Annotated in this window: 31 protein-coding genes; 12 read left to right on the top strand and 19 right to left on the bottom strand. The window is 55.8% G+C overall.

Annotated elements, in window-relative coordinates:
- The first annotated feature begins 78 nt into the window (after window positions 1-78).
- Window positions 79-738, top strand: coding sequence for a peroxiredoxin (locus tag ABMA60_RS00815; protein ID WP_392797433.1), 660 nt, complete (start codon window positions 79-81; stop codon window positions 736-738).
- Window positions 739-817: 79 nt separating this feature from the next.
- Here ABMA60_RS00815 and ABMA60_RS00820 read toward each other — a convergent pair whose 3' ends face one another.
- Both ABMA60_RS00820 and ABMA60_RS00825 read right to left on the bottom strand, forming a co-directional pair.
- Window positions 818-1,186, bottom strand: coding sequence for a VOC family protein (locus tag ABMA60_RS00820; RefSeq protein ID WP_392797435.1), 369 nt, complete (start codon window positions 1,184-1,186; stop codon window positions 818-820).
- 106 nt (window positions 1,187-1,292) lie between these two features.
- Window positions 1,293-1,805, bottom strand: a complete 513-nt coding sequence (locus ABMA60_RS00825; RefSeq protein ID WP_392797437.1) for a dihydrofolate reductase — start codon at window positions 1,803-1,805, stop codon at window positions 1,293-1,295.
- A 158-nt stretch (window positions 1,806-1,963) separates the two neighbouring features.
- Between ABMA60_RS00825 and ABMA60_RS00830 the strand changes: the two genes are divergently transcribed.
- Both ABMA60_RS00830 and ppk1 read left to right on the top strand, forming a co-directional pair.
- On the top strand, window positions 1,964-2,521 hold the full coding sequence (locus ABMA60_RS00830; RefSeq protein WP_392797438.1) for a hypoxanthine-guanine phosphoribosyltransferase: 558 nt from the start codon (window positions 1,964-1,966) through the stop codon (window positions 2,519-2,521).
- Window positions 2,522-2,688: 167 nt separating this feature from the next.
- Window positions 2,689-4,773: a polyphosphate kinase 1 gene (gene ppk1, locus ABMA60_RS00835; RefSeq protein ID WP_392797440.1), complete on the top strand. Its 2,085-nt coding sequence runs from the start codon at window positions 2,689-2,691 to the stop codon at window positions 4,771-4,773.
- 1 nt (window position 4,774) lies between these two features.
- Here the strand turns inward: ppk1 and ABMA60_RS00840 are convergent, their stop codons facing one another.
- Window positions 4,775-6,310: an exopolyphosphatase gene (locus ABMA60_RS00840; protein WP_392797442.1), complete on the bottom strand. Its 1,536-nt coding sequence runs from the start codon at window positions 6,308-6,310 to the stop codon at window positions 4,775-4,777.
- Between the two features lie 66 nt (window positions 6,311-6,376).
- Here ABMA60_RS00840 and ABMA60_RS00845 point away from each other — a divergent pair, with 66 nt between their 5' ends.
- The 7 genes from ABMA60_RS00845 (at window position 6,377) to ABMA60_RS00875 (ending at window position 11,360) form a co-directional block, all read left to right on the top strand.
- Window positions 6,377-6,931, top strand: coding sequence for a gamma carbonic anhydrase family protein (locus ABMA60_RS00845; RefSeq protein WP_392797444.1), 555 nt, complete (start codon window positions 6,377-6,379; stop codon window positions 6,929-6,931).
- Between the two features lie 360 nt (window positions 6,932-7,291).
- Window positions 7,292-7,525: a hypothetical protein gene (locus ABMA60_RS00850; RefSeq protein WP_392797445.1), complete on the top strand. Its 234-nt coding sequence runs from the start codon at window positions 7,292-7,294 to the stop codon at window positions 7,523-7,525.
- A gap of 157 nt (window positions 7,526-7,682) precedes the next feature.
- Window positions 7,683-8,909 (top strand): RNA polymerase sigma factor, encoded by a 1,227-nt coding sequence (locus ABMA60_RS00855; protein WP_392797447.1) that lies wholly within the window; start codon window positions 7,683-7,685, stop codon window positions 8,907-8,909.
- A gap of 58 nt (window positions 8,910-8,967) precedes the next feature.
- Window positions 8,968-9,342 carry a YciI family protein gene (locus tag ABMA60_RS00860; RefSeq protein ID WP_392797448.1) on the top strand — a complete coding sequence of 125 codons (375 nt, stop codon included), beginning with the start codon at window positions 8,968-8,970 and terminating at the stop codon, window positions 9,340-9,342.
- 49 nt (window positions 9,343-9,391) lie between these two features.
- Entirely contained in the window at window positions 9,392-9,907 is a 516-nt protein-coding gene (locus tag ABMA60_RS00865; protein ID WP_392797449.1) for a DUF695 domain-containing protein, read from the top strand.
- 51 nt (window positions 9,908-9,958) lie between these two features.
- The gene (locus ABMA60_RS00870) at window positions 9,959-10,471 is read left to right on the top strand and encodes a GNAT family N-acetyltransferase (RefSeq protein WP_392797451.1); all 513 of its coding nucleotides are present in this window, start codon (window positions 9,959-9,961) and stop codon (window positions 10,469-10,471) included.
- A gap of 73 nt (window positions 10,472-10,544) precedes the next feature.
- Complete coding sequence (locus ABMA60_RS00875; protein WP_392797452.1) at window positions 10,545-11,360, top strand: YciI family protein; 816 nt, start codon at window positions 10,545-10,547, stop codon at window positions 11,358-11,360.
- Between the two features lie 10 nt (window positions 11,361-11,370).
- On the opposite strand, the gene ABMA60_RS00880 is transcribed toward ABMA60_RS00875, so the two are convergent.
- The 7 genes from ABMA60_RS00880 to ABMA60_RS00910 form a co-directional block, all read right to left on the bottom strand.
- Window positions 11,371-11,634 (bottom strand): DksA/TraR family C4-type zinc finger protein, encoded by a 264-nt coding sequence (locus ABMA60_RS00880; RefSeq protein WP_392797454.1) that lies wholly within the window; start codon window positions 11,632-11,634, stop codon window positions 11,371-11,373.
- A gap of 75 nt (window positions 11,635-11,709) precedes the next feature.
- Window positions 11,710-12,237, bottom strand: a complete 528-nt coding sequence (locus ABMA60_RS00885) for a DUF3299 domain-containing protein (RefSeq protein ID WP_392797456.1) — start codon at window positions 12,235-12,237, stop codon at window positions 11,710-11,712.
- Window positions 12,238-12,246: 9 nt separating this feature from the next.
- Window positions 12,247-13,506, bottom strand: coding sequence for an ABC transporter permease (locus ABMA60_RS00890; RefSeq protein WP_392797457.1), 1,260 nt, complete (start codon window positions 13,504-13,506; stop codon window positions 12,247-12,249).
- The gene (locus tag ABMA60_RS00895; RefSeq protein WP_392797459.1) at window positions 13,503-14,201 is read right to left on the bottom strand and encodes an ABC transporter ATP-binding protein; all 699 of its coding nucleotides are present in this window, start codon (window positions 14,199-14,201) and stop codon (window positions 13,503-13,505) included. Before ABMA60_RS00895 ends, ABMA60_RS00890 begins: the two co-directional genes overlap by 4 nt.
- Before the next feature lie 7 nt (window positions 14,202-14,208).
- Entirely contained in the window at window positions 14,209-14,850 is a 642-nt protein-coding gene (locus tag ABMA60_RS00900) for a DUF2796 domain-containing protein (protein ID WP_392797461.1), read from the bottom strand.
- A gap of 51 nt (window positions 14,851-14,901) precedes the next feature.
- Window positions 14,902-15,312 carry a hypothetical protein gene (locus tag ABMA60_RS00905; RefSeq protein ID WP_392797462.1) on the bottom strand — a complete coding sequence of 137 codons (411 nt, stop codon included), beginning with the start codon at window positions 15,310-15,312 and terminating at the stop codon, window positions 14,902-14,904.
- Between the two features lie 22 nt (window positions 15,313-15,334).
- Window positions 15,335-16,762, bottom strand: coding sequence for an esterase/lipase family protein (locus tag ABMA60_RS00910; protein ID WP_392797464.1), 1,428 nt, complete (start codon window positions 16,760-16,762; stop codon window positions 15,335-15,337).
- Between the two features lie 240 nt (window positions 16,763-17,002).
- Between ABMA60_RS00910 and ABMA60_RS00915 the strand changes: the two genes are divergently transcribed.
- Window positions 17,003-17,896: an AEC family transporter gene (locus ABMA60_RS00915; RefSeq protein ID WP_392797466.1), complete on the top strand. Its 894-nt coding sequence runs from the start codon at window positions 17,003-17,005 to the stop codon at window positions 17,894-17,896.
- On the opposite strand, the gene gntR is transcribed toward ABMA60_RS00915, so the two are convergent.
- The 6 genes from gntR to ABMA60_RS00945 all read right to left on the bottom strand — a co-directional run bounded on the left by gntR (window position 17,897) and on the right by ABMA60_RS00945 (window position 23,558).
- On the bottom strand, window positions 17,897-18,892 hold the full coding sequence (gene gntR, locus ABMA60_RS00920) for a gluconate operon transcriptional repressor GntR (protein ID WP_392797467.1): 996 nt from the start codon (window positions 18,890-18,892) through the stop codon (window positions 17,897-17,899). It abuts the gene before it with no gap.
- A 52-nt stretch (window positions 18,893-18,944) separates the two neighbouring features.
- Window positions 18,945-19,445 (bottom strand): gluconokinase, encoded by a 501-nt coding sequence (locus tag ABMA60_RS00925; protein ID WP_392797468.1) that lies wholly within the window; start codon window positions 19,443-19,445, stop codon window positions 18,945-18,947.
- A 30-nt stretch (window positions 19,446-19,475) separates the two neighbouring features.
- Entirely contained in the window at window positions 19,476-20,798 is a 1,323-nt protein-coding gene (locus ABMA60_RS00930; protein WP_392797470.1) for a TRAP transporter large permease subunit, read from the bottom strand.
- Window positions 20,798-21,358 (bottom strand): TRAP transporter small permease subunit, encoded by a 561-nt coding sequence (locus ABMA60_RS00935; RefSeq protein ID WP_392797472.1) that lies wholly within the window; start codon window positions 21,356-21,358, stop codon window positions 20,798-20,800. Before ABMA60_RS00935 ends, ABMA60_RS00930 begins: the two co-directional genes overlap by 1 nt.
- Window positions 21,359-21,405: 47 nt before the next feature.
- Window positions 21,406-22,419 carry a TRAP transporter substrate-binding protein gene (locus ABMA60_RS00940; RefSeq protein WP_392797473.1) on the bottom strand — a complete coding sequence of 338 codons (1,014 nt, stop codon included), beginning with the start codon at window positions 22,417-22,419 and terminating at the stop codon, window positions 21,406-21,408.
- 143 nt (window positions 22,420-22,562) lie between these two features.
- On the bottom strand, window positions 22,563-23,558 hold the full coding sequence (locus ABMA60_RS00945; protein WP_392797475.1) for a Gfo/Idh/MocA family protein: 996 nt from the start codon (window positions 23,556-23,558) through the stop codon (window positions 22,563-22,565).
- Between the two features lie 175 nt (window positions 23,559-23,733).
- On the opposite strand from ABMA60_RS00945, the gene ABMA60_RS00950 reads away from it, so the two are divergent.
- Window positions 23,734-24,000 carry a hypothetical protein gene (locus ABMA60_RS00950; RefSeq protein WP_392797476.1) on the top strand — a complete coding sequence of 89 codons (267 nt, stop codon included), beginning with the start codon at window positions 23,734-23,736 and terminating at the stop codon, window positions 23,998-24,000.
- 4 nt (window positions 24,001-24,004) lie between these two features.
- Here ABMA60_RS00950 and tatC read toward each other — a convergent pair whose 3' ends face one another.
- Genes tatC through tatA form a run of 3 tightly spaced genes read right to left on the bottom strand, consistent with a single transcriptional unit; the run spans window position 24,005 to window position 25,346 of the window.
- A complete protein-coding gene (gene tatC / locus ABMA60_RS00955) occupies window positions 24,005-24,763 on the bottom strand; it encodes a twin-arginine translocase subunit TatC (RefSeq protein ID WP_392797478.1) in 759 nt (252 codons plus the stop codon).
- The gene (gene tatB, locus ABMA60_RS00960) at window positions 24,744-25,073 is read right to left on the bottom strand and encodes a Sec-independent protein translocase protein TatB (protein ID WP_392797479.1); all 330 of its coding nucleotides are present in this window, start codon (window positions 25,071-25,073) and stop codon (window positions 24,744-24,746) included. Before tatB ends, tatC begins: the two co-directional genes overlap by 20 nt.
- Before the next feature lie 12 nt (window positions 25,074-25,085).
- Window positions 25,086-25,346 carry a twin-arginine translocase TatA/TatE family subunit gene (tatA, locus tag ABMA60_RS00965; RefSeq protein ID WP_392797481.1) on the bottom strand — a complete coding sequence of 87 codons (261 nt, stop codon included), beginning with the start codon at window positions 25,344-25,346 and terminating at the stop codon, window positions 25,086-25,088.
- Window positions 25,347-25,359 lie beyond the last annotated feature (13 nt).

The raw sequence follows: 25,359 nt of genomic DNA on the forward strand, positions 1-25,359 counted from the left end.
TGACAGCTCGACCTAGGAGGTAACCGGCAATCTTCGTTGTCCTGCCCGGTTACATCTTTGGTTAAGGAGGAACGACTTATGTCATTGCGCATTAACGATACGGCTCCCAACTTCACAGCCCAAACGACTCAGGGTGTTATCGATTTCCACGATTGGATCGGCGACAGCTGGGCCATTCTGTTTTCCCATCCCAAAGACTTCACCCCGGTGTGCACCACCGAACTGGGCTATATGGCCGGCCTGCAGCCGGAGTTCGACAAGCGTAATACCAAGATCATCGGCTTGAGTGTCGATGCGGTCGATAACCATGAAAAGTGGGCCAAGGACATCGAAGAAACTCAGGGTCACTACCCCAAGTATCCGATGATTGGCGATACCGATCTGAACGTTGCCAAGCTGTACGACATGCTGCCAGCTGACGAAGACGGTGATGCGGAAGGTCGCACCCCGGCCAACAACGCCACCGTGCGTTCGGTCTTTGTGATCGGCCCGGATAAGAAGATCAAACTGACCATGACTTATCCTATGACCACCGGCCGTAACTTCGATGAAATTCTGCGCGCTCTGGATTCGATCCAGCTGACTTCCAGCCATCAGGTCGCGACACCGGTTAACTGGAAGCATGGCGAGGATGTGATTATTCCACCGGCGGTGTCGGATGAAGAGGCACAGAAGAAGTACCCTCAGGGCTATCGCACCTTGAAGCCTTATCTGCGGCTGGTGGAACAGCCCAAGTAAGACAGCGGTTGCGTTGTTATAGCTGAGTTACCTCTGACACAACCCGGCCTGGCGCCGGGTTGTTTGCTGGGTTGTTGTGTCAGTGGCTGTGCAAACCGACTCGATTGCCTTCGCTGTCTTCGAAATGACCGACAAAACCCCGCTCGCCAATACTCATCTTGGCGTTGATAACCTGACCGCCATATTGCTCGACGCGATCCAGGGTGGCGGCGATGTCATCCACAGCCAGATAGACCATGGCGCCCTGATAGGAAGGCGTATAGCCGTGTGCCTGCATCAAGGCGCCGGCACGGTGATCCGACGCCGGGAACAAGGTCATCTTGAAATTCTCGCCCAGATCCAGCTTTTCCATGGAGGTCTCCAGCACGCCTTCGTAGAAGCGTTGCGCACGCTCCATATCCGCCACCGGAATTTCAAACCAGGCGATGGGTTGGGAATCCAGAGCCATCGTTATGCTCCTTACCGGCGCTGCCGGTTGACCACAGGTGCGATCAGTTTAGACGCTTTTTAGTCAGTTCAAAGTCGCTTAGAAAGTCCCTTGAAAAGTCGCTTAGTCAGTTCAACGCCGGCCGATCATAGATGACAAAGGAGTAGTCGTAAGGGTTGGGACCTTCGGCTGCAAAGTCTTCACGCGACTGTTCCTGCCAGGCGTCAAAATCGATGGCAGGAAAGAGCGCATCACCCGCGACCTGGGCATGCACCAGGGTGACATAAAGCCGATCGGCGCGCGGCAATGCTTCGGCGTAAATCTGGGCTCCGCCCATCACGATGACTTCTTCGCCACCATTCACCGCCAGTTGCGCATCAGCCAGTTCCAGCGCCTCATCCAGCGAATGCACCACCTGACAGCCTGCGGCGCTGAACCCGCTATCGCGGGTGATGATGATGTTGGTGCGATTGGGCAGCGGTCGGCCGATGCTGTCGTAGGTCTTGCGACCCATGATGACGGGTTTGCCAGAGGTGATCTGCTTGAAGTATTTCAGGTCGTTGGGCAGGTACCAGGGCAGTTTATTGTCACGGCCTATGACGTGGTTCTCAGACATAGCCCAGATAAGTGCAATGCGCATGCGTTCTCTCCTTCACTGAGCGCGGTATACTAACAGAGAGCCCGGCCAGCGAGGACGACGCTGGCGCAGTCGGTCACAGGCTTGCGCGGCTGCATCAGAGCCGCTAAAGTTCGCAACCCTTTTTTTCCTGACCACTTATCCAGCAAACCGAGGCCGCTATGACCGCCATTCCCGCCGAGATTCGTGAAGTGCGCGAACAGGCCGATTGTCTGTTCAGTGAAACCCAGGTCGAAAAAGCCATCGATACTATGGCTACCGACATCTCCCGTGATCTGGAACAGACCAACCCTATCGTATTCAGTGTGATGAACGGCGGCCTGGTGCTGACCGGCAAGCTGGTCACCAAGCTGGGTTTCCCGCTGGAGATCAGCTATCTGCACGCCACCCGCTACCGCGACAAGACTTCCGGCGCCGACCTGGAGTGGCGCATGCTGCCGCAGCAGTCGCTGGAAGGCCGTACCATCCTGATCGTGGACGACATCTATGACGAAGGTGCCACCCTCGGCGCCATTGTCGATCACTGCCGCGAAGCCGGTGTCGCCGAGATCAAGATCGCCGTTCTGGTCGACAAACAACACGACCGTAAAGCCCGCCCGGACATCGTGCCCGACTACGTTGGTCTGCAATGCGAAGACCGTTATGTCTTTGGTTATGGCATGGACTACAAAGGCTACTGGCGCAACGCCCCGGGAATTTACGCCGTCAAAGGGCTTTGACGGAAAACGCGGAGTGCCGCCCAGCTGGACGGGAGACGGGAGACGCCGGATAGCGGAAAACCTAGCTCAGCGTCCTGCGTCTCCCAGCAGTATCGCCCGATGCTGCTGTAACCTCCCTGCCATCTAAATGTCATACACTGGTGGAACCGACCATCCAGAGGCGTGACATGACCGAACCGCTCACCGTTACCCCAGCCCACTTCATCAATCGCGAGCTGTCGCTGCTCGAATTCCATGACCGGGTGCTGTCCCAGGCTGAAAATAATCAGATTCCGGCGCTCGAGCGACTGCGTTTTCTGTGCATTTCCAGCACCAACCTGGATGAGTTTTTCGAGATTCGCGTCGGCGGTTTGAAAGAACGCTTCGAAGCCGGCTCCACCCTCACCGGTCCGGAAGGGCTGACACCGCGCCAGCAGTTGGATGACATCGCGGAACGCGCGCACCAACTGGTGGACCGCCAGTATCAAATTCTCAATGAGCAGTTGCTGCCGCTGTTGGCCGAGCATCATATTCGGGTCATCAAACGCGAAGACTGGAGCGAGTCGCAAACCGCCTGGTTGCAGCAGTTTTTCGAGCACGAAGTACTGCCGTTGCTCAGCCCGATCGGGCTCGACCCGGCGCATCCGTTTCCGCGCATTCTCAATAAGAGTCTGAACTTTATCGTCAAGCTCGATGGTAAAGACGCCTTCGGCCGCAACTCCGGCCAGGCCATCGTGCAATGCCCGCGTGCTCTGCCCGATATGATTCAGCTGCCCGCCGACGAAACCGGTTCGGGTCCACATGACTTTGTGTTTCTGTCGTCCATCATTCACTACTTTATGGACGAAATATTCTTCGGCATGACAGTCAAAGGTTGTTACCAGTTTCGCGTTACCCGCAATTCCGATCTGTTCGTCGATGAAGAAGAAAGCGGCGATTTGCGCCGAGCCATCGAAGGGGAACTGGTTTACCGCCAATACGGCGATGAAGTGCGGTTGGAAGTGGCCGCCAATTGCCCCGATGAATTACTGGAATTTTTGTTCAAGCAATTCGAAATTACCGAGACCGATTTATACCGTGCCAACGGCCCGGTTAACCTGAATCGGCTCGCCAACCTGATTGACACAGTCGCTCGCCCAGAACTGCTCTATCCGCCCTTTGATGCCCGGGTTCCGCGCGTATTGCGTCGCAAAGCCAATATTTTCGATGCCATTAAAAAGAGCGATATTCTGCTGCATCATCCGTTCGATTCCTTTATGCCGGTGGTCGATTTTATTCGTCAGGCGGCGAAAGATCCGAACGTGCTCACCATCAAGCAAACGCTGTATCGCACCGGTGCCAATTCGATCATCGTCGATGAATTAGTAGCCGCTGCCAAAGCCGGCAAAGAAGTCACCGTCATCATCGAATTGCTGGCGCGTTTTGATGAAGAGGCCAATGTGGTTTTGGCCGAACGGTTGCAGGAATATGGCATTCATGTGGTGTACGGCATCGTCGGTTATAAAACCCACGCCAAGATGTTGATGGTGGCGCGGCGCGAAGGCGACAAGCTGCGTCATTATGTGCATCTGGGTACCGGTAATTACCATCCGAAAACAGCTCAAGTATACACCGACTATGGTTTACTGACCTGCAATAAGCAGATTGGTGATGATGTTTATCGGGTGTTTCTGCAGCTCACCAGCCTGGGCAAGGTCAGCAAACTCGATACGCTGTTTCAATCGCCTTTTACGCTGCATAAAACCATGATGCGCCGCATCGAGCGTGAAATTGAAAACGCTCAAGCCGGCAAAGCCGCGCGCATTATTTTGAAGATGAATTCACTCTACGAAGAACAACTGGCGCGTAAACTTTATGAAGCCAGCCAGGCGGGTGTCCAGGTCGATTTAATTGTCCGTGGTGTCTGTCAGATTCGTCCGGGCTTGCCCGGTGTTTCGGAAAATATTCGGGTGCGTTCCATCGTCGGTCGTTTCCTCGAACACACCCGCGCTTACTGCTTCCATAACGACGGTGATCCGGAAGTGATTCTCGCCAGCGCCGACTGGATGAGCCGCAATATGTTTCATCGCGTAGAAATCGGTTTCCCGCTGTTAACCAAAAAACTGCGCGACAAGGTGATCAAGGATTTGGAAAGTTATCTGGCCGATAATTGCCAGGCCTGGGAACTCGACAGTGACGGTCATTACCTGTTGTGTCGCCCCGGCAAAGCAACGCCTGTTTCGGCGCAACAGAGTTTGCTGGATGAAGCCATCAGCGGCGCCGGTATCAGTTGATTCAGCTGTCGCCGTTCGCCATTGTCGGCAACTGCAATTGATAACCCAGCTTAGTCAGATACTGCGCTTCCTGCTCCAGGTCGGCCTGGGTCAGGCTGTGCTCTTCCCACCAATCTGCGGTAGCGATCAAGGTCAGATCGGTGTTGTCGATACGCAACGAAATGCCTTCCGATTTACTACCGGTACGGGCGCGATGCAGCACCACTGCAAGACGAAACATCACCAACAAGGCGGGCAGAATCTGGCGGTCTTCATCGGTTAAATGTGTCAGTGCATCGGCGTCCGGTTTTTTGCGATGATGTTGAATCAAAAATGTCAGTCGCTGTTGTTCTTCGCGACTGAAACCCGCTAGGTCACAATGCTGCACAATGTACGCCGAATGTTTGTGGAACTGGTTATGGCTGATGTCCAAACCCACTTCGGCCAGCTGCGCCGCCCAGCGCAAATAATTGTTCCACGGATGTGGATCGCTCAGCCCCAAAGCGTCGACATTATCGTTTAAAAAACCTTCGGCGGTGGCAGCGACGCGCTCGGCCTGAGCGGCATCGGCGTGAAAGCGTTGCGCCAGATGAGTCACACCGCGACTGCGCACATCTTCCTGATCGAGCCGGCCAATAAGGTCGTACAACAAGCCTTCACGCAGCGCCCAGGGCGACGCTTCCATGCTGTCGAGGCCCAGGCCTTCGAAGACAGCGCGCAAGACGATCAAACCGCCGACAAAGACCGGCTGCCGATCGCTGCCCAGACCATCCGGTTTGAAGTCATCAATCGATTTAGCCTGGCCAGCCTGGTCGCATAAATCGTCCAGCAAGGCGCGGGTAATAATGGGTGAACCGGTGGTCGCTTCAGCAACTTTGGAAATGGCCTTGATGGAACCGGAACAACCGATGGCGCGTTGCCAGCCGACCGTTAGGAATTCATCGCGCACCGGTTCAATTTTTTGCAGGCAATAGGTGGTCGCCTTCTTCACGGCTTTTTTGCTCAGCGAACCGGATTCGAAAAATTCGCGCATCAAAGCAACGCAACCCATACCCAGACTTTCCAGCTGCAAGGGCTGGAATTGTTCGCCGACAATCACCTCGGTGCTGCCGCCACCGATGTCGACCACCAGGCGGCGATCGAGTTCGTCATCCAGCCCTTGGGCCACGCCCTGATAAATCAGCCGCGCTTCTTCGGCGCCAGAAATCACATCGATACGATGACCGAGCGCCTGTTCAGCCTTGGTTAAAAACACTGACGAGTTGGTCGCCTTGCGCAAGGTTCGCGTGCCAACGGCGCGGACTGCCGAGGCCGGCAAATGACTGATGCGCTGACCAAAGCGGCTCAGACATTCCAGGGCGCGACGCTGTGACAAATCGTCCAGAGCGCCATCTTCGCTTAGACCAAACCCTAATCGCACCGGCTCTTTAATGCGGTCGAGCACGGTCAACTCGCCCTTGTCGAGGCGGGCGACAATCATATGAAAGGAGTTGGAACCCAGATCGATGGCAGCCATTTCTTCGACCCGGTTGCGCCAGAAATCCGACAACTTAAGCATGAGCAATGCAACCTAACAGGCAAACTGCGACAATGCTGACTCAGCTTTATGACAGGAGCAAGGACGATGGCCATCCATTCATTTCGCAACCATCAACCCAAACTGGGCCGGGCGGTGTTTGTCGATCCCAGCGCCATGGTCATTGGCGATGTGGAACTGGGTGATGATGTCTCGGTCTGGCCGGGTGCCATCGTACGCGGCGATATGCACCGCATCCGCATCGGTGCGCGTACTTCCGTCCAGGATGGCGTGGTGCTGCACATCACCCACGCCAGCGACTACAACCCGGACGGTTATCCCTTGACCATCGGCGACGATGTCACCATCGGTCATCAGGCCTGTCTGCATGGCTGCACCATTGGCAATGAAGTGCTGATCGGCATTGGCACCACCGTACTCGATGGCGCTGTGGTCGAAGACCGGGTAGTGATCGGCGCGGGCTCGCTGGTGCCACCGGGCAAACGGCTGGAATCGGGTTATCTCTACGTCGGATCACCGGCGCGACAGCAGCGTGCACTGAGCGAAAAAGAGCTGAGCTACTTCCGCTATTCGGCCGCCAACTACGTCAAACTGAAAGACGACTATCGCGCCGAAGGTCTGAACGGTGTTGCGCCAGCCTGACACTGATCGTCTCGGAAAATTTCGTTCAATAAGCTTTTTCAGCTTGAGCCCTTGAAAAGCTTGTTATACAGTCCCACGGGTCGAAACGCAGTGTTTCGTCATTTTAAACCCTCAACACGAATTCATAAGCACAGACGGAGGTTAGCTATGCGACGCATTCATCCATACGCACAAAATACCTCTTGCTCCGCCCGCCTGATGGCGACCGGAGTTAAAAATCTGTTGCGTCCGCGATTCGTGTAACACCTGCCTCACGAGCCGCGGATTGAAGCCGCGGCCCGTACTGATTTAGCACCACAAAACAGTTCCCTCCAAGGCTCCAATCCGTCGCTCCAGGCTTAACAAACTGGAGAACGAACCATGTTAGTCAACAAATTGATCAACCATTTGCAGCGCCGCCGCGAATTGAACCTGTGGCTCAAAGAGAAACGCCAGCAACGCTTTCTGGCCGATCATTTAAGTGATCACCTGCAAAACGATATTGGTCTGCACCAGCAAACCGTCGAGCGTCCGCTGAACTGGAAGACGATTAAGGAAGAGCGCCAGGAGCAAGCCAGTATTGGCAGAGAAAGAGCAGGGCCTGGTAGCGCCTAACGATGGGGAGCATCCATTTCGTCAGAGACGATGCTGACAGGATGCTCCCCATTTTTTGTGTCGGGGCGCCAGGGCAGATCCGCACCCCGACAACAGCTGCTTTATCCCCTCTCACTCAGTGATAGACTGCCCGCAAGCCCCTCGGATAACGGCTTGTATGCGCACCGACATCGAACGCCTCTACCAACAAGAAAATCGCCGCGTTCTCGCCACCCTGATTCGCCTGCTTGGCGATTTCGACCTGGCCGAAGAAGCCTTACACGACGCCTTTATGGCCGCCTTAAAACAATGGCCCGAAGACGGCATACCGGATAACCCCCGAGCCTGGCTGGTTTCCGCCGGACGCTTCAAAGCCATCGACCAGCTGCGCCGCCGCAACCGCCACCGCGATGCGGTCGAGGAAATGACCACTCAGGCCCTGATCGACCAGGAGGCCGAAGCGGACGATATCGATCACAGCATCGACGACGACCCATTACGGCTGATCTTCACCTGCTGCCACCCGGCACTGGCCCGGCCCGCTCAGTTAGCGCTCACCCTGCGTGAAGTCTGCGGCCTGCGCACCGAAGAAGTGGCGCGCGCCTTTCTCACCAAAACCCCGACCATCGCCCAGCGCATCGTGCGCGCCAAAAGCAAAATCCGCGACGCCGGCATCCCCTACGAAGTACCCGAACGCCACGAACTGGCGCAGCGACTGGAAGCGGTCCTGGCGGTGGTCTATCTGCTGTTTAACGAAGGCTATGCGGCTTCGGAAGGCGATGATCTGACCCGGCCGGACCTCGCCGAAGAAGCCATTCGCCTCGGCCGCATGCTGGCCGACCTGTTACCCGAACCCGAAGCACTCGGCCTGCTTGCCCTGATGCTGTTGCACCATTCGCGTCGACCTGCGCGCAGCGATGCCCAGGGTGAACTGGTGCGCTTGCAGGATCAGGACCGCAGCCTGTGGGACAGCAAACTGATCGACGAAGGCTGTGCGTTAGTGCCGCGCGCTTTGGCGCCGGGCGGTATCGGGCCTTACGGTTTGCAGGCCGCCATCGCCGCCCTGCATGCCGAAGCCGCTAACTTTGCCGACACCGACTGGGCGCAGATTCTTGGCCTCTACGATGCTCTGCTGCAACTGAACCCATCGCCAGTCATCGCCCTGAACCGTGCTGTCGCTCTGGGGATGAGCCAGGGCCCGGCGGCGGGACTTACTGCCATTGAAGCGCTGCTCAGCGATGCCACCTTGCAAAACTACCATCTGACGTTCGCCGCCCGCGCCGATTTCTGTCGCCAGCTTGGTCAACTGGATAAAGCCCGTGCCGCCTATCAACAAGCACTGGCACTTACGGCTCTGGCACCGGAGCAGCGTTTTCTGCAACGCCAACTAAAAGCGCTGGGTTAACAATGTCGAATTGCAATCTCGGCCAGCGACTACAACAAAACCACCACGGAGAAACACCATGCAATACCTAGCTCTGGTCTACTACAGCGAAGCCAAGATGGCCGAACTTTCAACCGACGACTGGGACGCCCTGAACCGGGAATGCATCGCCTGCGGTGAAGGCCTCACCGCCAATGGCCAGATGCTCGACGGCCGCCCGCTGATGCCGGTCGATACCGCCACCACCGTGCGCGTACGCGATGGTAAAGTGACCGTAACCGATGGCCCCTTCGCCGAAACCCGCGAACAATTGGCCGGGTTTTATTTACTGGAAGCGCGCGATCTAAATCAGGCCATTCAACTGGCTGGCAAAATTCCACCGGCGCGTTATGGCAGTGTGGAAGTGAGGCCGGTAAGGGAATTGAAGAGCGAAGGAAATGAGCACTACCGCTAGCCAAAGAAGCTGATTAATAAAATCAGTCGTTTATCAATGAGGCTATCGTTTGCTAAAAAAACTGCTCAAAAAATTCAGCGAACCTAAGAAGGAAGGCACTGAAGTACGATTGATACTTCCGCAAGAGACTTTCACCGTCGCCAATTACCGGCGAGAAGGATTGCCCGGCGTTGCGGTCATCAATACAGGGTTAATGGACTTTGATCATCAAGGAGTTTTCTGTTGGCATCTTTCATTGATTATCGACTTTGACGAATCAGAAATTATTGACAATGGAATGCCGTCCATTCAGGAAAGAGAAATCGTCGAAGCCTTTGCTGACAAGCTCAACAAAGAAATTAAAGCAGGAGGCAATGCTTTATTTTTAGCCAGGGAAACCTGGAATAAAACCCGTCGATTGGTGTGGATGGTCTACGATCCGGATATCGCACACGAGCACCTTCAACACCTGATTGAGCACCATCAGTACCCAAGATACTTTGATTATCAAATGAAAATGGATAACGAATGGCAACAGCCAAACTGGTACTTCGATTGGATAAGGAAGTCTGAAAAATCCAATTAACCGCATGGTTATATCAAACAGCATTCTCTCAAGAGTGATAGGACATGTCCCTTGATCATCTGTAAGACCAAAAGGCTGATACTGCGCGAAGCACAAGTCGACGATTCTGCCTCTCTCTTAGAGCTGCTCAACGAACCTGCCTGGCATCAATTTATTGCCCCGAATTCAATCGACAGCATCGAAAAAGCGTCCGATTACATCGAACAGAAGATGCTAACCAGTTACCGCGAACATGGCTTTGGCCTGTGGTTGGTTGCAACCATTGATGGCTCGTTACCCATAGGCATTTGTGGTTTGCTAAAACGCAATACCCTGCCACATCCTGATCTAGGCTTTGCACTACTGAGCAAATATTGGGGCCAGGGTTTTGCGTTGGAGGCAGCGTCGGCTTCGGTGGCCTATGCGCAAGAGACCTTGGCACTGCAACAGCTGTTGGCGATCGCCAAACCGATAAATCACCGCTCCATCGCTTTGCTGGAAAAGCTGGGCTTTCGCCATGAATCCGGTTTTTCTCATCCTGGCTCCGACGAGGTTTTGTCGTTATTTGCCAAGTCGTTCGGTTAATTAAGCAAGCGCTGTCGAAAAAGGTCTGACCGAGTCGACTAAGAGGACTAACCACAACAAGAGGCGTCCTCTGATGCGTTTTATGATTATCCGTAAAGCCGACACCGATACCGAAGCCGGCGTGATGCCCGGGCAAGATTTATTGGAAGCCATGGGCCGTTACAACGAAGCCCTGGTCGATGCCGGTGTCTGGCGTGGCGGCGAAGGTTTAAAACCGAGTAAAGACGCCTATCGCATTCAGTTCAGTGGCGGCGGCGAGCCGCAGGTCATCGATGGCCCCTTTGCCGAAACCCGCGAACTGACCGCCGGCTATACCATGATTGAAACCCAGAGCGTTGAAGAAGCGCTCGACTGGGTAAAACGCTGGCCGCGTGAAGATGGCGATGTCTGTCTGGAACTGCGTCCGGTCTACGGACTGGAAGATTTTGAGCCCGGTGTCGGCCTCGACATTCACAACGATCTGGACGCCCGCACTTCACGTCAATCGGTCAGTCAGGCGGTGCATCTTTCGTTCGAGGGCAATTGTCGCGAAGCGCTGGAGTTTTATGCTGACTTATTGGGCGGCAAACTGCTGACCATCGCGACCTACGGCGAGGCGCCGGAACCAGCACCGGTGCCGGACGACTGGTCCGACAAGGTCATTCACTCTGAGCTGTCGTTGGGTAATCTGGTGATTATGGGTGTCGATGCGCCACCGGCCTATTTCGAAAAACCTCAGGGCATCAGCGTGCAACTGAGTTTCGACAGCGTTGAGAAGTCACGCTATGCGTTCGATCAGTTGGTTGAAGGTGGCAAGGTACGGATGCCGTTTGACGAGACGTTCTGGTCGGCCGGTTTTGGCATGCTGACCGATCGCTTTGGTATTCACTGGATGATCAGCACGATTTAACGGCGACGGCCTAACGCAACTGACTGTCTTTGGAACCGCGCCGGTTGTAGCTGCTGTAGGCGGCATCGGCGTCGCGTTCGGCCTGGCAGTTGATGCACAGTTGCACGCCGGGCAAGGCTTGGCGGCGCGCTTCGGGAATGATTTCGCCGCATTCGGCGCAGTCGTGTCGGCTTTCGCCCTGAGGCAGGTTGCGACGCGCACGCTCCAAAGCGTCATCGATGGTGGCATCGATTTGATCCTGGACGGCGCCATCGCCGGCCCAACCACTGGCCATACCCACCTCCGCGTTATCGAAAACCCAAGCTTAGCTTAGCAAACAGCGACCTTTCGGCCATGGCTGTTCACAATATTAAAGATAGGGTTCAACCGAGCCCGCATAAAGGGTGTAACCCGCCGAACCCAGTTCGGAATCGTGTTTTTGGGTACGCATCAGGCCGGTGACGTAGACCGGTTCATCCAGACCTGGGGTCGGGAAACCGCCTTGAGTTTGCACATGGATAATCTGATTGGCGGGTGGTGGCGGGGTGTGAATACAGGCGCCGAAGTAGGGCACCAACAAGAAGCTGAGTACCCGATCTTCGTCCTGTTCCAGCGGCACCACGAAACCGGCAATTTTTACCGACAGGCCATCATAGGCTTCCACCACCGGCGCATCAGCCAGGGCGTCGCGCATCGACTGGTACAGCCGCTGTGCTTCCGGGTCGTCGTCGGCCAGGCTCGATAGAGGTGTTGTTGGTTGCTCGATCTTGGCCGCCAAATCACCATAACTGAAGCCGCTGGGGATCAATTCTCCCCAGCGCAGTTCCTGCACCGGCCGGCTGTCGGCCCAGGCGGTACTGACCAGCATTAATCCGATCAGCGCCAGACGAAGTTTCATGCAGTGCCCTCAGGTGGTGACAGTCAGGCCGTCACTGAGTGAACGACGGTAGGCTTTCCAGCCCGGCGCCAGGCCAATCAGAATACTCAGCGCAACCACCGCCAACAAGACGCCAGACATCGGCCAGACCGGCAGACTCAGTGTCAATTGAATGCCATAGGCTGGCTGTACCCAAAGTGCAGCGAGGGCGATCAGCGCCCAATGCAGCAACAAGCCCAGCACCAGACCGGCGATGCCATAGAAGCCGGATTCAATCATCAACAAGCCAAGAATATGCTGCGGTCGGGCACCCAGTGCCCGCAAGATCGCCATTTCCCGGCGACGTTCATTCAACCCAGCAAGAATGACTGTGACCATGCCGAGCAAGCCGGTAATCACCACCAGACCAGAAATGGCGATCAAGGCATTTTCGGCGATGCCGATCATTTGCCACAGCTCGGCCAGCGTTGCCCCGGGAATAATGGCGGTCAGTGGTTCGGCGCGATACTGATTGATACGGCGCTGAAAACCCAAGGCCTGAATGCGCGATTTCATGCCGACCAAAACGGCGGTGACGGTGTCGGGCGTCAGGTCCATTTCCAAGGCTTCTTCGGCCGACACATCGAAACCGGGCAAACGCACACCGGCAGTCCAGTCGATATGAATGGCGGTCATGCCTTCGAGCGGAATGTGCAGGGTGCGATCCACCGGCGTACCGGTTGGCGCCAATATGCCGACCACGGTGAAGGGTTTGTCGTCGTGCAGTTCGAAAGAGGTACTGCCCAGACCGTGGGCGATCACCACCGAGTCGCCAAGGTGATAATCCAACGCCTTGGCCACGGCGCTGCCCAGAACAACATCATAAACGCCGTCGAAGCTACGACCTTCGCTGATGCTCAGATTCTGACGACGACCGTGTTGATAATGCTCGAAATAGTCGTTGTTGGTACCGAGCACGCGGTAGCCATGGTGGGAATCGCCGAGTGAAAACGGAATGGTCCAGTCGACGGCGTCGTTGTTGCGGATGTCGTCGTAGGTTTGCCAACTGATGTTGTTGGTGGCGTTGCCGATGCGAAACACCGAGTACAGCAACAGATTCAGACCACCGGTGCGGCCACCCACAATCAGGTCGGTACCCGACAGCGTATTGGAAAAACTGGAGCGGGTGTCTTGGCGAACGCGGTCGACGGTCAGCAACAGCGCCAACGACAGTGCCACCATTAATAAGGTCAACACAGCGGTTGAGCGTCGGTTCCACAGACTGCGCAGCGCGAGGTTGATCCAGTTCATTGGCTCACCTCCGCGGCATGGGCGGTCAACGCCAAATGCTGATCAAACCAGTGCCCCAAGCGACGGTCATGGCTGACGAAAATCAGCGACGCCTTGATGCTGCGGCACTGTTCGGTGAGCACCTGCATAAAGTTTTCGACGTTGTCTTCATCCAGCGCCGAGGTCGGTTCGTCGGCGATAATCAACTCTGGCGAGCCGATCAAAGCACGGGCCGCAGCCACACGTTGTTGCTGGCCCACGCTGAGCCGGGAAACCGGTGCATGCCACAAGGCTTCCGGCAATTGCAGACGACGCAACCAATGTTCCACCGCAGCGCTCAATCCACCGTGCTCATCCTGAGTGCGTTGCAGCCGACGTTTCGACAGTCGCGCCGGTAACTCAACATTGGCAGCGACCGATAAATAAGGCAGCAGATTAAACTGCTGAAAGATGTAACCCAAGTGATCGGCGCGAAAGCGATCGCGTCGCCGTCCGGACCAATCACTCAGGGGTTGTTCGAGCACCTGCAACTGGCCTTCGCTGGGCACCAAAACACCGGCCAGCAAGTTCAGCAGCGTACTTTTGCCGCTGCCGCTGGGGCCCTGGATAAACAAGGATTCGCCTTGGGCTAATGCCAGGTCGGCAAGCTCGACCGTAGGCCGGGACATGCCCGGCCAGCGGTAGCTCAGCGCCTGCCAGGAGACAGCTGTGCTCATGGTGTGATTACTCCAGGTTTAAAGTGGTACGGCTCGGCGATAGTTCGGCAGCGCCCTGGCTGGTTTCAGTCAGGTATTGAACGTCGAGATCTTCAAAACGCTCAAAGGCGTCGAACAGACCGACTTCCACCTGCACCAGTTCGTCTGGATTGTCGCAATGGAAGTGCCAGCTAACGTCCACATCGCTGTGTTGGTGGCCTTCGTGGTCATGATCGTGATCGTGGTCTTCGTCATGGTCGTGGTCGTGGTCGTGATCTTCATCATGATCGTGGTCATGGTCATGATCTTCATCATGATCGTGGTGCTCATGCTCTTCATCTTCGAGCACCGCACTGTCGATATCCACATCTTCCAGTTCGCAACCGGCGGCAGAGCTCAGTGTCCACAAGGCATCAGCATCACGCAGCTTGGCCAGCGCCGCATCGATAGCGGCGTGCTGTTCGTCAGTGCTCGGAGCGTGTTCAAAACCAAACACATTATAGGCCGGCGATTCCAGAGCAAAGACCACTTCGTGATGATCGGCGGCAATCGATAATTGCGCTGCGCCGTGTTCGTGCGCGCCATGCTGACGTTCGGTTTCAGCCATTACAGAAGTAGCCAGCGGAGCCATGGCAAAGGTTGCCAACAACAGGGGGAGTTTGGTTTTCATAGGATCCTCAATTCAACAATAAATACGACGGCCGAGGTTCGGCCACTAACATCAGTTGAGTATTGAAGACGAAGCCGGTGGCCCACGAGCCGCCGGTTGGATTGCCGTTTTATTGAGGGTCCACAAAGGACGCTGGGTCACCAGCGGGGCAGCGCTGGTGACAGTAGAGAACGCGACGAAAGATAAGGCGCCAACCTGGCTAAGTTTAAGCAGGTTACAGCTCTGGCAGTCGGTAAGGTCATCAATATCGGAATGGTGATCATGATGCGCCGAGACACTTTGCATCTGCTGCGCCAGATGCACCGGTTCATGCCCGTGCTGCAAGGCACCCTGGCACACCAACATCGCCAGTGTGACCAATAACAAGGCGCGCCAACGACGCTGGGCAATCTTAACCATCAGGCAGGCAGCATCCGTTCGGCGCGGGCCGAAGAAGTTTGCTGTCTGCCTGAAATCGGACATTGGACCTGCTTACCTCTAGTGGTTACTGCAACACGACGACCGGCACCAGCAGCGAAGCCTGACGCGGTTCGGCGCCGTCGGCTTCGATGGTGGCCGTGAGTAGCAACTCACCGGTTTTGCTGCCCGCACTGAATTGCGCGAAGAAAGATTGCTCACGGTTATTGGTTGGGTCGGACAAGGACGGATCGCTGTGCAATTTCATCGGTGTCGGCTGACCACCCGGCCGGGTCACGGTCAGGCTGACGCGGCTGGCGTCTATATCATCGAAAGAATCCGGCAGGATACGCACGATCGCCTTCACCTGCTCACCCACCTGATAGATCGGCGTTTCGGTATCGACACTGACACCGATCAGCGCCACCACCTCACCCAAGGCGGTAAAGATGGTGGTGCGTGGCCGTACCGGAACCCGCTTAACCGCGGTTTCAGCGCCCAGATCCAAAGCGGTAACGACAAAATCCTGAGCCGATTCTTCGTTCAAAATGGCCTGATGCGTCGCAAAGCTGGTGGGGAATACATGACGATTCTCGAGCACGGCACTGTTGCGCATGACCACACCGTCGCCACCCCAGCTGGTTTCGATCTGCAACTGGGCTTCTTCGTCATTGCTGAGGTAATTAATGCGATATTGCTCGGGAGTGCGTTGGTCGATACCGATGACGATCACGTCTTCGATATGCTCCGGCAGCGATTGTTCAATCACTTCCTGAATATGCATCTGACGTTCACTGGCAGCGACCAGGTCGGGCAGACCATCGGCTTCTACGCCATCCCAATTCAACCGCACCCAGTCGTCCGGATTGTCCATATTGAAATCGCCGAGGCGACTGCCAGCATCACCACAGCAACCGTCGTAACGCGGAATCAAATCGAAGGTCGAGGGGAAAGTCAGCATGGTGCGGCGAAAGCCATCGACTCCACCCATAAAGACATTGGCGGTACCCCAGCCATTTTCCAGCAGATCAAAAACTTCCACCGAGCCACGTAACGGCGTGCCAGCGGTGATCAGACGGTGCACTCGCTGACTGCCACCTTCTTCGAGAATATAGGCTCGGGAAATCAGGCCACCCATGCTGTGGGCAACCAGATCGACGGTTTGCTCCTGGGGAATATTCTGGTCGATAAAATCGGCCAGGATACGGGCATTGTCGAACACGCTGAGACGCCAGTCGTAGTCGAACAAAAACAGATCTTTGCCCTCGCGGTAACCTTCTTCGGCTAAGCGATTGATAAAGCCGGCGTAAACTTCCTGCTTATAGACGCCGAGATAAGAAATCTCCCGAATCAGACCGCAAGGCCGGATGCTGGTATCCGCCGGGTCGTAAGCCAAGGTTGGAAATTTAGTGATGGACGCGACGGTGCCCCAAACCACCTGCTGCTTGCCATCGGCGCTGTCGCGACACAGCCGGGAACCCAGCAGGCCGGGTACAACAACAACCGGAGTGTGCATTTGTTGTGAGGGTTCATTTTGGGCGCAGGCAAGCAGAGTAAAACTGCTCAGCAATAGGAGACCGCACAACGTTAAGTTGCGTCGAGCGGTGTTCAGTGAAGGTACGAATAACATGGTCTTTCTCCCTGGGTTGTATCCTGCGCAACCCCGGCCGGATGTTACAGTGTATCATTTTATTTGCAAGCCGGACGGGTGTTGCACGCTTGGATATACTGACGTTTTCCTTGTTGTGAGTTCGCTGTGATCGCCGCCTACCTCAATGCACTCTTTCCGGTGGTGTTTTGCGCCGCGCTCGGCTGGTTGTTAGCAAAACGGACCACCTTGTTGTCAGCGCCGGGGCTGTCTCAACTGGTCACACAGATTGGTTTACCAGCACTGATCCTCAATGCCCTCCTGGGTATGGAGGCACCACTGGCAGATGTTTCCGCTACGGCAGTGGCCATGTTGCTGGTGCTGGTGGTGTCGACACTACTGGGCGCGGTGGTACTGAAACTGAGCGGCCTAAGCGTGCGCGGTTACCTGTCGATGCTGGTCAATCCCAATACCGGCAATCTGGGGATCCCGCTGGTGTTTGCCCTGCTCGGACAAAACGCCCTGGTGCACGCTGTGGTCATCTCCACCGTCGTCCAGATCAGCCATTTTACCCTTGGCACTTGGCTGCTGTCCGGTCGTTTTACGCTGAAATCAGTACTGGGTAACGCTTCTATTATTGCGTTAATCGTCGGCGCGGTTTGGCATGCTGCCCAGGTGCCGACACCGACGGTCATTCTCAGTACGCTCGACTTGCTGGCCGGCATGACCATACCGGTGATGTTGTTATTGCTCGGTCGCTCGCTGGCGGGGATTGATCTGAGCGAGTTGCGACGCCTGGGCAGGATACTGGGACTGTCTTTCGGTCGGGTGATGTTGGGGATCAGTGCGGCAACCTTGGTGATCTGGCTGATGCCGTTGGCACCCATCGTGGCGCAAACTTTATTGCTTCAGGCCTGCATGCCGGTGGCGGTGATCAGCTACATTCTGGCCAGCCATTATGACGGACCCAAGGATGATATCGCCGCCGTTACTCTGATCAGTATTCCACTGTCGCTGCTGGCGGTAATGGCGTTGATGCAGTGGGCGCCGGTGTTTCATTGATCACAGCGTGCCGCCGGTTTCGATGCGATAACCCAGATCGATAATCGACTCTTTAACCGCTTCACCGCGCAAACGCGCCAATAACGCCTGGGCCGCCCGTTTGCCCATGGCTTCGCGCGGTGTCACTACGCTGGCCAATTGGGGCGCCATCACCTGACCGACATCGTGGCCGTGAAAACCGGCGATCGCCAACTGGCCGGGAACATCCAGACCGCGTCGCACGCATTCAAAATAGGCACCGATGGCAACGTCATCGTTAGTGCAGAACAGACCATCGGCGTGCGGATATTGCTGCATCACTTCGCCGAGCAAGGTGGCCCCAACACTGTAAGAAGAGCGCTCGGCGCGGCGCAGTGTTTGAGGTTTTAGGCCAGCAGCGCGCATCGCCTGGTTATAGCCTTCTTCACGCTGCAGGGTCCGGGCATCAAGCCGCACCGCCAGATAAAGAATATGACGTCGACCGCGCTCGATCATGGTTTCGACCATGGCCCGGGCGGCAGCGACATTGTCGAAACCAACCGCCTGATGAATCGGCGGGTTGCGGGTATCCATCAACTCCACCGTCGGTACGCCGGCGGTTTCCAACATACGCAATGTGCGATCAGTGTGTTGGCTTTCCGACAGCAGAACGGCATCGACGTTGTACGACAACAAGGACGCCAGGGTGCGTTCTTCCACCTCCGGACTGTAACCATAGTGCGCTAGCATCAGGTGATAACCGGCCGGTTCGGTCACCGCTTCGATGCCTTTAAGCACATCAGCAAACACCTGGTTGGTCAGCGATGGCAACAACACACCGATGGCCCGACTGGTCGATTTCGACAGAATATCCGGGCCGCGATTGGGAATATAACCGAGCGTTTCCACCGCTTCGAAAATGCGCTGGCGCAAGCCTTCAGACACCGTATCCGGGTCGCGCAGACAGCGACTGACGGTCATTTTGGTGGCGCCAACCTGATCGGCGATGTCTTGCAAGGTAGGACGACGTTTCTTCACGGAGCTCCGCTATCGAGTTGGACAAACCGCTTCATCTTACACCAGGCGCGGCTCAAGCGGTGCCCCGGCCAATGACATCGAGACAAGCGTCCAACACGGCTTCGGCCGGACGATTAATATCGATGCGAAAGGCTTCATCCAAACCCGGCCGCTCCAACTGTTCGAACTGACTTTGCAGCATGTCGCGACCATTAAAATAATGATCGCGTCGCTGCGACAGCCGTGCCCAGATGGTGTCGATATCACCATCAAGATGCACAAACACCAGCGATGGATCAGCCTCGCGCAAGGCATCGCGATAACGCTGGCGCAGCGCCGAACAGGCCAACACCAAAGGTGCGCGCGTGCGGATCAACTGCGCCAGGCTGTCCAACCAATCGGCGCGGTCGGCGTCGGTCAGCGGCACGCCACTGGCCATCTTGCTGACGTTGTCTGCGCTGTGAAAATCGTCGGCATCGAAAAATGGCAACTGCAACGCCTGCGCCAATTGCTGACCGATCAGACTCTTACCGCAACCAGACACACCCATAACGACGATGCTTTGGTTATTCATTGATGAGCACCACTTCTATTGCCACCACAGTTACTGCCACCAAAGAGCCAGCTGCGGAAAGGCAACCAACAAGCTCAGCGCGACCAGTTGCAAACCGATAAAGGGCAGCAATGAACGGAAAATTTCACCCAGCGAAATGTCTTTCGGCGCGACGGTTTTCAGATAAAAGGCGGCCGGACCAAAGGGCGGCGACAGGAAGGACACCTGCATGTTCATGCAGAACAAGACGCCAAACCAGATTGGGCTGTAACCCAGCTCGGTAATGATGGGCACAAAGATCGGCATGGTCAGCAAGGCCACCCCAACCCAGTCGAGAAACATGCCCAGCACCAGCAAGATCGCCATCATAAAGAGGATGGTCGCCAGGCCATTACCGCCGCTGACCGCCAGCACCGTTTCGCGCACAAATTCGATGCCACCCATAAGGTTATAAACCCCGACCAGAGCCGTGGCACCAATGCCAATCCAGATGATCATGCCGCAGGTGCGCAAGGTGGTAATGGTGGCCGAGCGAATCATCTGATAGCTCAGTTCGCCACGCACCCAGGTACTCAGCGCAATGCCGATCACACCCAAGGCAGAGGCTTCGGTTACCGACGCCACGCCGGTATAAATTGAACCCAGCACCACAGCGACAGACAACAACGGAAACAGCAAAGCTTTAAAGAAGTTCGGTGCCGGTTCGGCGTCAGTTTCGGCTGCGTTATCAGATGGCAAAGGCGCCAGCGACGGATTCAGATAAGCCCGAATCAGCACATAACCGACGTACAGCAAGGCCAACAACAAGGCGGGCAAAAACGCGCCTTTAAACAGATCGCCAATGGACACGTTGGCGGTGAGACCGTAGATAATCAGCACGATACTCGGCGGCAACATGGTGCCCAGTGCGCCGCCGGCACAGGTCGTACCGATGGCCAGACGACGGTCATAACCCAGACGCAGCATTTGCGGCAACGCCAGCAAACCGAGCAACACAGTTTCGCCGCCGATCACACCCGACATCGACGCCAGAATGACCGCCACAACTAATGTCTGAACCGCCACACCGCCGCGAATTTTGCGACCGAGCCGATTCATGGCATCGAATAAATCACGGGCGATACCGGAGTGGTCGAGCAAGGCGGCCATCAACACAAACATCGGCACGGCCAGAAACACATAGCTGCCAATAAAGCTGAACAGGCGACTGCTGACAATGCCCAAGGCCGGCGGACCGAACCAGCCGAGCGCAAAAATCAGCGCCACAAAACCGGTCACAAAGGCCAGCTGCATGCCGGTCAGCAGCAAGGCAATCATCAGCACCAGCATCAGCAAACTGCCGTAGGCGATGCCAATATCAGAAAGTTCAAACATCAGACCTTCCTCCGCCACTGGCGCAGATCACGCAGCAGATGCAACAGGTATTGCAGCGTCAGCACGATGATGGCGACGAATACCATCACCTTCAGCAGGGCCGGAAACGGCGGGTTCCAGGCCGAGCCGGAAGTTTCCAGACGAAAGGCGCCCCAAGGCGTGAACACCGCTTTCTTCGCCATGATTGAGGAGGCGTAGAGCATCATGGCGCAGAAACCCAGACCAAACAGATGATGAACGATGCGCAAGGCTCGTTGGCCGCGCTCGGACAGGTGGTCATAGATCAACACCACCCGCACGTGTTTATCGGTGGCAAAGGCATAGAGGCCACCGAAGATAAACAGCGACGCGCCGAGAAAAGTGGCGGTTTCATGCACCCAGAAAGTCGGCGCATTAAAGGCATAACGTCGCACCACTTCGTAACAACCGATGAGGGCGACGATGGCAAAAATCAGGCTCAGTTTTTTGCCGAGCCAGACAATGGCGCGGTCGAGCCAGGTCGATGCCAGGTCCGCATCGTCCTCTGTCGGCACCACCGCAGCTTGGGGTTCGGTATTCATGCAAAGGCTCCGGCCCCGGCTATGGCCAGGGCATGACAATCAATAACTTAGAGCAGGCCCTGGGATTCCAGGAAGGCGGTGACCGAATCGTAAACGCGACGCGCGTTGGGCGATTCTTCGGCGTATACCTCCCACTGCGTCCGGGCGATGGCACGGAACTCCATGCGCTCTTCCGCCGACCAGTCGTGGATGGTGATGTCCGGGTTGTCACGCGCTTCTTTGACCGCATCGATATCGGCCATCGCCAACTGGGTGCTGATGTCGTTGGCAAAGTCACGCACGGACACCGTGAAGATCGCCTGAATGTCTGCGGGCAACTCGTTCCACTCATCGAGATTCATCGCCACTTCCAACAACGGCAGCGAATGGAAACCAGGATAAACCGGGTGCGGCGCAATTTCGTGCAGACCCTGAGCGTGGTTGGTGGAGAAAACGGTGTTGTCGGCGGCATCAATCACGCCTTTGCTGAGCGCGGTATAGACTTCCGAACTGGGCAGGTTGACCGGCGCGGCACCAGCGGCAGCAAACACCGATTGCACCAGACCTTCCGGTGCGCGCAGTTTCAAACCTTGCAGATCGGCAACGCCATCGAGCGGCACTTTGGACACAAAAGCTTCCAAACCGGTCGCGGCACCGCCGACGAACTTAACGCCATAAGGCTCATAGAGTTCGTTCATCAGCTCATAACCACCGCCGTAATAGATGTAGTCGATCAGTTGATCCGGATTCGACCAGGCGCCGACGGTGTTGCCGATCAAACCGAACGCAGGATCTTTACCGGAGAAATAACCGGTCACCGAGATGTGTCCATCGAGAATGCCGGACTCGATGGCATCGAGCGTTTCAGTGTGGCTGACCACGGAATTGACCGGCAGGATTTCAATTTCGACACGACCGCCGGTCATGGCTTCGACGCGCTCGGCCCATTCCTGCTTGATTTCGAAATTGCGGACCCCGGACGGGTCGGATGATTGGAACTGAAAACGGTAGTCTGCGGCGATTGCCTGGCTGCCGATGGCGATCAAGGCCAAGCCGGCCGCCCACTTGAGTGAAGCGTGCATGGTAGTCTCCTAGCTTTTGTTTTTGTTGGTTTTGTTACCGGTAACATCGTTAGCAATGTTACCGGTAACTCGACAAACTCTAATGCAGCTTTTCCGGCTTGGCAAGCGAGGATTTGCGCGCAGCGAATTGAAAGTGCGACAAGCTATTCGAAGGGGTAGCGGAAGTTCCAGTCGGCGCGCATGGAATCCATCAACTGCATCATCGACAGCGTCTCAGCCAAGGGAATCACCGAGCTTTCCAATTCGCTGGCAGCCAGGCACCGCGCCACTTCTTCAACCTGATAGACAAAGCCGTTGTCATGCCGCTGCCATTCATGAGTCTCGCTGCTAAGCACCTCGTTACCACCGTCATGACGATGATGAGTAAAGCGATTACCCTGCTGAAACTCGGGGAATTCTACATAGCCCTGACTGCCATAAATCATCGCCTCCTGCTTCATACTCAGGCTGCAACTGGTACTGATATTCACCATCACACCGGATGGGTAGCGCAGCAGATAATTAGCCCATTCATCGACGCCAGTAGCACCGAATTCGGCCATCGACTTGGCCTCAACCGGCCGCTCGCCTAGCAGGAAGTTGGCGAAGGTCAGCGGATAAATACCCATATCCAGGGTCACACCACCGGCCAGATTCGGATCTTTCAATCGGGTTTCATAATGCGGCGGCACAAAACCACCGAAGCTGATATTCAGTTGGCGCAAATCGCCGATCAGGCCGTTATCCAATTGCGCTTTTAACTGCGCCTGAGCTGGCAAAAACCGGGTCCAGATGGCTTCCATCAAAAACAGACCACGCGCCTGAGCCAACTCGATCAGAGCGCTGGCCTGAGCAGCATTAACAGTAAACGGCTTTTCCACCAGCACCGACTTGTCATGCTCCAGAGCCATGCGGGCGTTGTCGTAATGGAAGTTGTGCGTGGTGGCGACATAGACCACATCGATATCGGTTCGCTTGAGCAGGGTTTCATAATCACTGCCATCAATGCCGAACTCGGTGGCAAATTCGGCCGCTTTGGCCGGCGTGCGAGAAGCCACGGCGAGTAATTCACTGCCCTCGTGCTGCTGCACAGCGGCGGCCAGTTTGCGGGCGATAATACCGGCGCCAAGAATGCCCCAGCGAATCACGGCTTTACTCATAGGACGCTCCGATTGGTGTGTCATCTCGTCGTCAAGATGGCGCAAAATGTGACCTCTGACTGGCCGAGTCTGATTGCAATGTGTCAGGCTAGCCCCATTGACTTAATACAATTTTACCGACGGCTGCCGAGTTGCAGCGTCTCGAATGACCCACAAAAGGACAGGTGAACCACCCATGTCTCCGCTGAAACGTTTGCTCGCCGCCATCATCGGTCTGGCCGTTATGGTCTTTCTGTTCTGGATTGGCTTATTTGTTTTTCTGGCCGCGCTGGCCATTGGCATTGGCTTGGCGGCAATTAACGCCATTAAATTAAAACTGACCGGTCGCCCCTTGTTCGCCAGCCGCTTCCGTCGTTTTTACGAACAACAGCAGCGCCGGCAATCCTCACAAAAGGGCAATGTCATTGAAGGTGAAGTCGTTAATCACGACGACGATCGCTAAGCCTTTAACTCTCTGCGCTGATGTCTTCGGCCGACTTTTTCGGAATAAAGCGGCTGAATAACAAACCCAGCTCAAACAGCAACCACATCGGCACCGCCAGGATTGATTGAGACACCACATCCGGCGGTGTCACCAGCATGCCAATCACAAAACAACTGACAAAAACGTAAGGTCGTTTCTTACTCAAAGATTCAACCGATGCGATGCCCGCCCGTACCACCAGAAAAGTAGCAATGGGAATTTCAAAGGCGATACCGAAAGCAAAAAACAGCTTCAGACAGAAATCCAAGACGTTGCCGATATCAGGCATCAGGTTGATGTCTTCCGGGCCCACCGAAGTAAAAAAACCAAACACCAGCGGCAGCACCACGAAATAAACAAAGGCCACGCCGGCATAAAACAGAAAGACGCTGGAGATAAACAGCGGCACCGCCACCATGCGCTCGTGCTTATATAAAGCCGGTGCAATAAAGCCCCAGATCTGATGCAGCAAATAAGGCACCGACACAAAGATGGCCAAGACGATGGTCAGTTTCAGCGGTACGAAAAACGGCGAGGCGACACCGGTGGCGATCAACTGGCCACCCTCAGGCAACAGAATCTGCAGCGGCCGGACCAGAATCATGTACAGATCACCGGCCAGAAAATAGAGGCCGAGAAAAACGACAAAGACCACCAGTAATGAACGCATCATCCGGTCGCGCAACTCCTTGAGATGCGCTACCAGCGGCATGGAAGAATCTTCAGGGTTTTCCGTGGTCATCATTACTGCCTGAGGGTGCCGATGTCGACTGCGATGGAGTCGAGGAGGAGGAGGATGACGACGGGTCTTTACCCGCCGGCTCATCATTATTGCGGAACGTTTGGCCGCGGGTTTCAGCCATAATCTTCCGGTTCAGTTCATCCAGCTTCACTTCCTGTTCCAGCTGGGTCTGCATGGAACGCATAAAGCGGCGCAAATTGCCGACCTGACGACCCACTGTACGAGCCACGCCCGGCAATCGTTCCGGGCCAATCACCACCAGACCGATCACGGCAATCAACAGCAGCTCGCTAAAACCCATGTCGAACATCGGTGAAGCCTCTTAGCTGCTGCTCTTGTCGCTTTCCTGCTTGGCTTCAGCAGTGGCGGTTTCAGAAAACTGAGCGTCTTTGGATTTTTCTTCCAGACTCTTGGCTTCTTCCGCCTTTTCCGCTTTCTCTTCTTCGCTCATCGCTGACTTGAACGACTTAATAGCACCGCCGACATCACCACCCAAGCCTTTCAGTCGCTTGGTGCCGAAAATCAGCACGACGATCGCCAAGACGATCAATAATTGCCAAATGGAAATTCCACCTAAACCCATCTTGCACCTCACT

The organism is Saccharospirillum sp. HFRX-2 (genome assembly GCF_043196805.1).
Lineage (GTDB): Bacteria > Pseudomonadota > Gammaproteobacteria > Pseudomonadales > Natronospirillaceae > Saccharospirillum.

Excerpts from the sequence above, each read along its gene's own strand:
- ABMA60_RS00815 (WP_392797433.1), top strand. The coding sequence starts at position 79 with ATGTCATTGCGCATTAACGATACGGCTCCCAACTTCACAGCCCAAACG.
- ABMA60_RS00820 (WP_392797435.1), bottom strand. The coding sequence starts at position 1,186 with ATGGCTCTGGATTCCCAACCCATCGCCTGGTTTGAAATTCCGGTGGCG.
- ABMA60_RS00825 (WP_392797437.1), bottom strand. The coding sequence starts at position 1,805 with ATGCGCATTGCACTTATCTGGGCTATGTCTGAGAACCACGTCATAGGC.
- ABMA60_RS00830 (WP_392797438.1), top strand. The coding sequence starts at position 1,964 with ATGACCGCCATTCCCGCCGAGATTCGTGAAGTGCGCGAACAGGCCGAT.
- ppk1 (WP_392797440.1), top strand. The coding sequence starts at position 2,689 with ATGACCGAACCGCTCACCGTTACCCCAGCCCACTTCATCAATCGCGAG.
- ABMA60_RS00840 (WP_392797442.1), bottom strand. The coding sequence starts at position 6,310 with ATGCTTAAGTTGTCGGATTTCTGGCGCAACCGGGTCGAAGAAATGGCT.
- ABMA60_RS00845 (WP_392797444.1), top strand. The coding sequence starts at position 6,377 with ATGGCCATCCATTCATTTCGCAACCATCAACCCAAACTGGGCCGGGCG.
- ABMA60_RS00850 (WP_392797445.1), top strand. The coding sequence starts at position 7,292 with ATGTTAGTCAACAAATTGATCAACCATTTGCAGCGCCGCCGCGAATTG.
- ABMA60_RS00855 (WP_392797447.1), top strand. The coding sequence starts at position 7,683 with ATGCGCACCGACATCGAACGCCTCTACCAACAAGAAAATCGCCGCGTT.
- ABMA60_RS00860 (WP_392797448.1), top strand. The coding sequence starts at position 8,968 with ATGCAATACCTAGCTCTGGTCTACTACAGCGAAGCCAAGATGGCCGAA.
- ABMA60_RS00875 (WP_392797452.1), top strand. The coding sequence starts at position 10,545 with ATGCGTTTTATGATTATCCGTAAAGCCGACACCGATACCGAAGCCGGC.
- ABMA60_RS00880 (WP_392797454.1), bottom strand. The coding sequence starts at position 11,634 with ATGGCCAGTGGTTGGGCCGGCGATGGCGCCGTCCAGGATCAAATCGAT.
- ABMA60_RS00885 (WP_392797456.1), bottom strand. The coding sequence starts at position 12,237 with ATGAAACTTCGTCTGGCGCTGATCGGATTAATGCTGGTCAGTACCGCC.
- ABMA60_RS00890 (WP_392797457.1), bottom strand. The coding sequence starts at position 13,506 with ATGAACTGGATCAACCTCGCGCTGCGCAGTCTGTGGAACCGACGCTCA.
- ABMA60_RS00895 (WP_392797459.1), bottom strand. The coding sequence starts at position 14,201 with ATGAGCACAGCTGTCTCCTGGCAGGCGCTGAGCTACCGCTGGCCGGGC.
- ABMA60_RS00900 (WP_392797461.1), bottom strand. The coding sequence starts at position 14,850 with ATGAAAACCAAACTCCCCCTGTTGTTGGCAACCTTTGCCATGGCTCCG.
- ABMA60_RS00905 (WP_392797462.1), bottom strand. The coding sequence starts at position 15,312 with ATGTCCGATTTCAGGCAGACAGCAAACTTCTTCGGCCCGCGCCGAACG.
- ABMA60_RS00910 (WP_392797464.1), bottom strand. The coding sequence starts at position 16,762 with ATGCACACTCCGGTTGTTGTTGTACCCGGCCTGCTGGGTTCCCGGCTG.
- ABMA60_RS00925 (WP_392797468.1), bottom strand. The coding sequence starts at position 19,445 with ATGAATAACCAAAGCATCGTCGTTATGGGTGTGTCTGGTTGCGGTAAG.
- ABMA60_RS00930 (WP_392797470.1), bottom strand. The coding sequence starts at position 20,798 with ATGTTTGAACTTTCTGATATTGGCATCGCCTACGGCAGTTTGCTGATG.
- ABMA60_RS00935 (WP_392797472.1), bottom strand. The coding sequence starts at position 21,358 with ATGAATACCGAACCCCAAGCTGCGGTGGTGCCGACAGAGGACGATGCG.
- ABMA60_RS00940 (WP_392797473.1), bottom strand. The coding sequence starts at position 22,419 with ATGCACGCTTCACTCAAGTGGGCGGCCGGCTTGGCCTTGATCGCCATC.
- ABMA60_RS00945 (WP_392797475.1), bottom strand. The coding sequence starts at position 23,558 with ATGAGTAAAGCCGTGATTCGCTGGGGCATTCTTGGCGCCGGTATTATC.
- ABMA60_RS00950 (WP_392797476.1), top strand. The coding sequence starts at position 23,734 with ATGTCTCCGCTGAAACGTTTGCTCGCCGCCATCATCGGTCTGGCCGTT.
- tatC (WP_392797478.1), bottom strand. The coding sequence starts at position 24,763 with ATGACCACGGAAAACCCTGAAGATTCTTCCATGCCGCTGGTAGCGCAT.
- tatB (WP_392797479.1), bottom strand. The coding sequence starts at position 25,073 with ATGTTCGACATGGGTTTTAGCGAGCTGCTGTTGATTGCCGTGATCGGT.
- tatA (WP_392797481.1), bottom strand. The coding sequence starts at position 25,346 with ATGGGTTTAGGTGGAATTTCCATTTGGCAATTATTGATCGTCTTGGCG.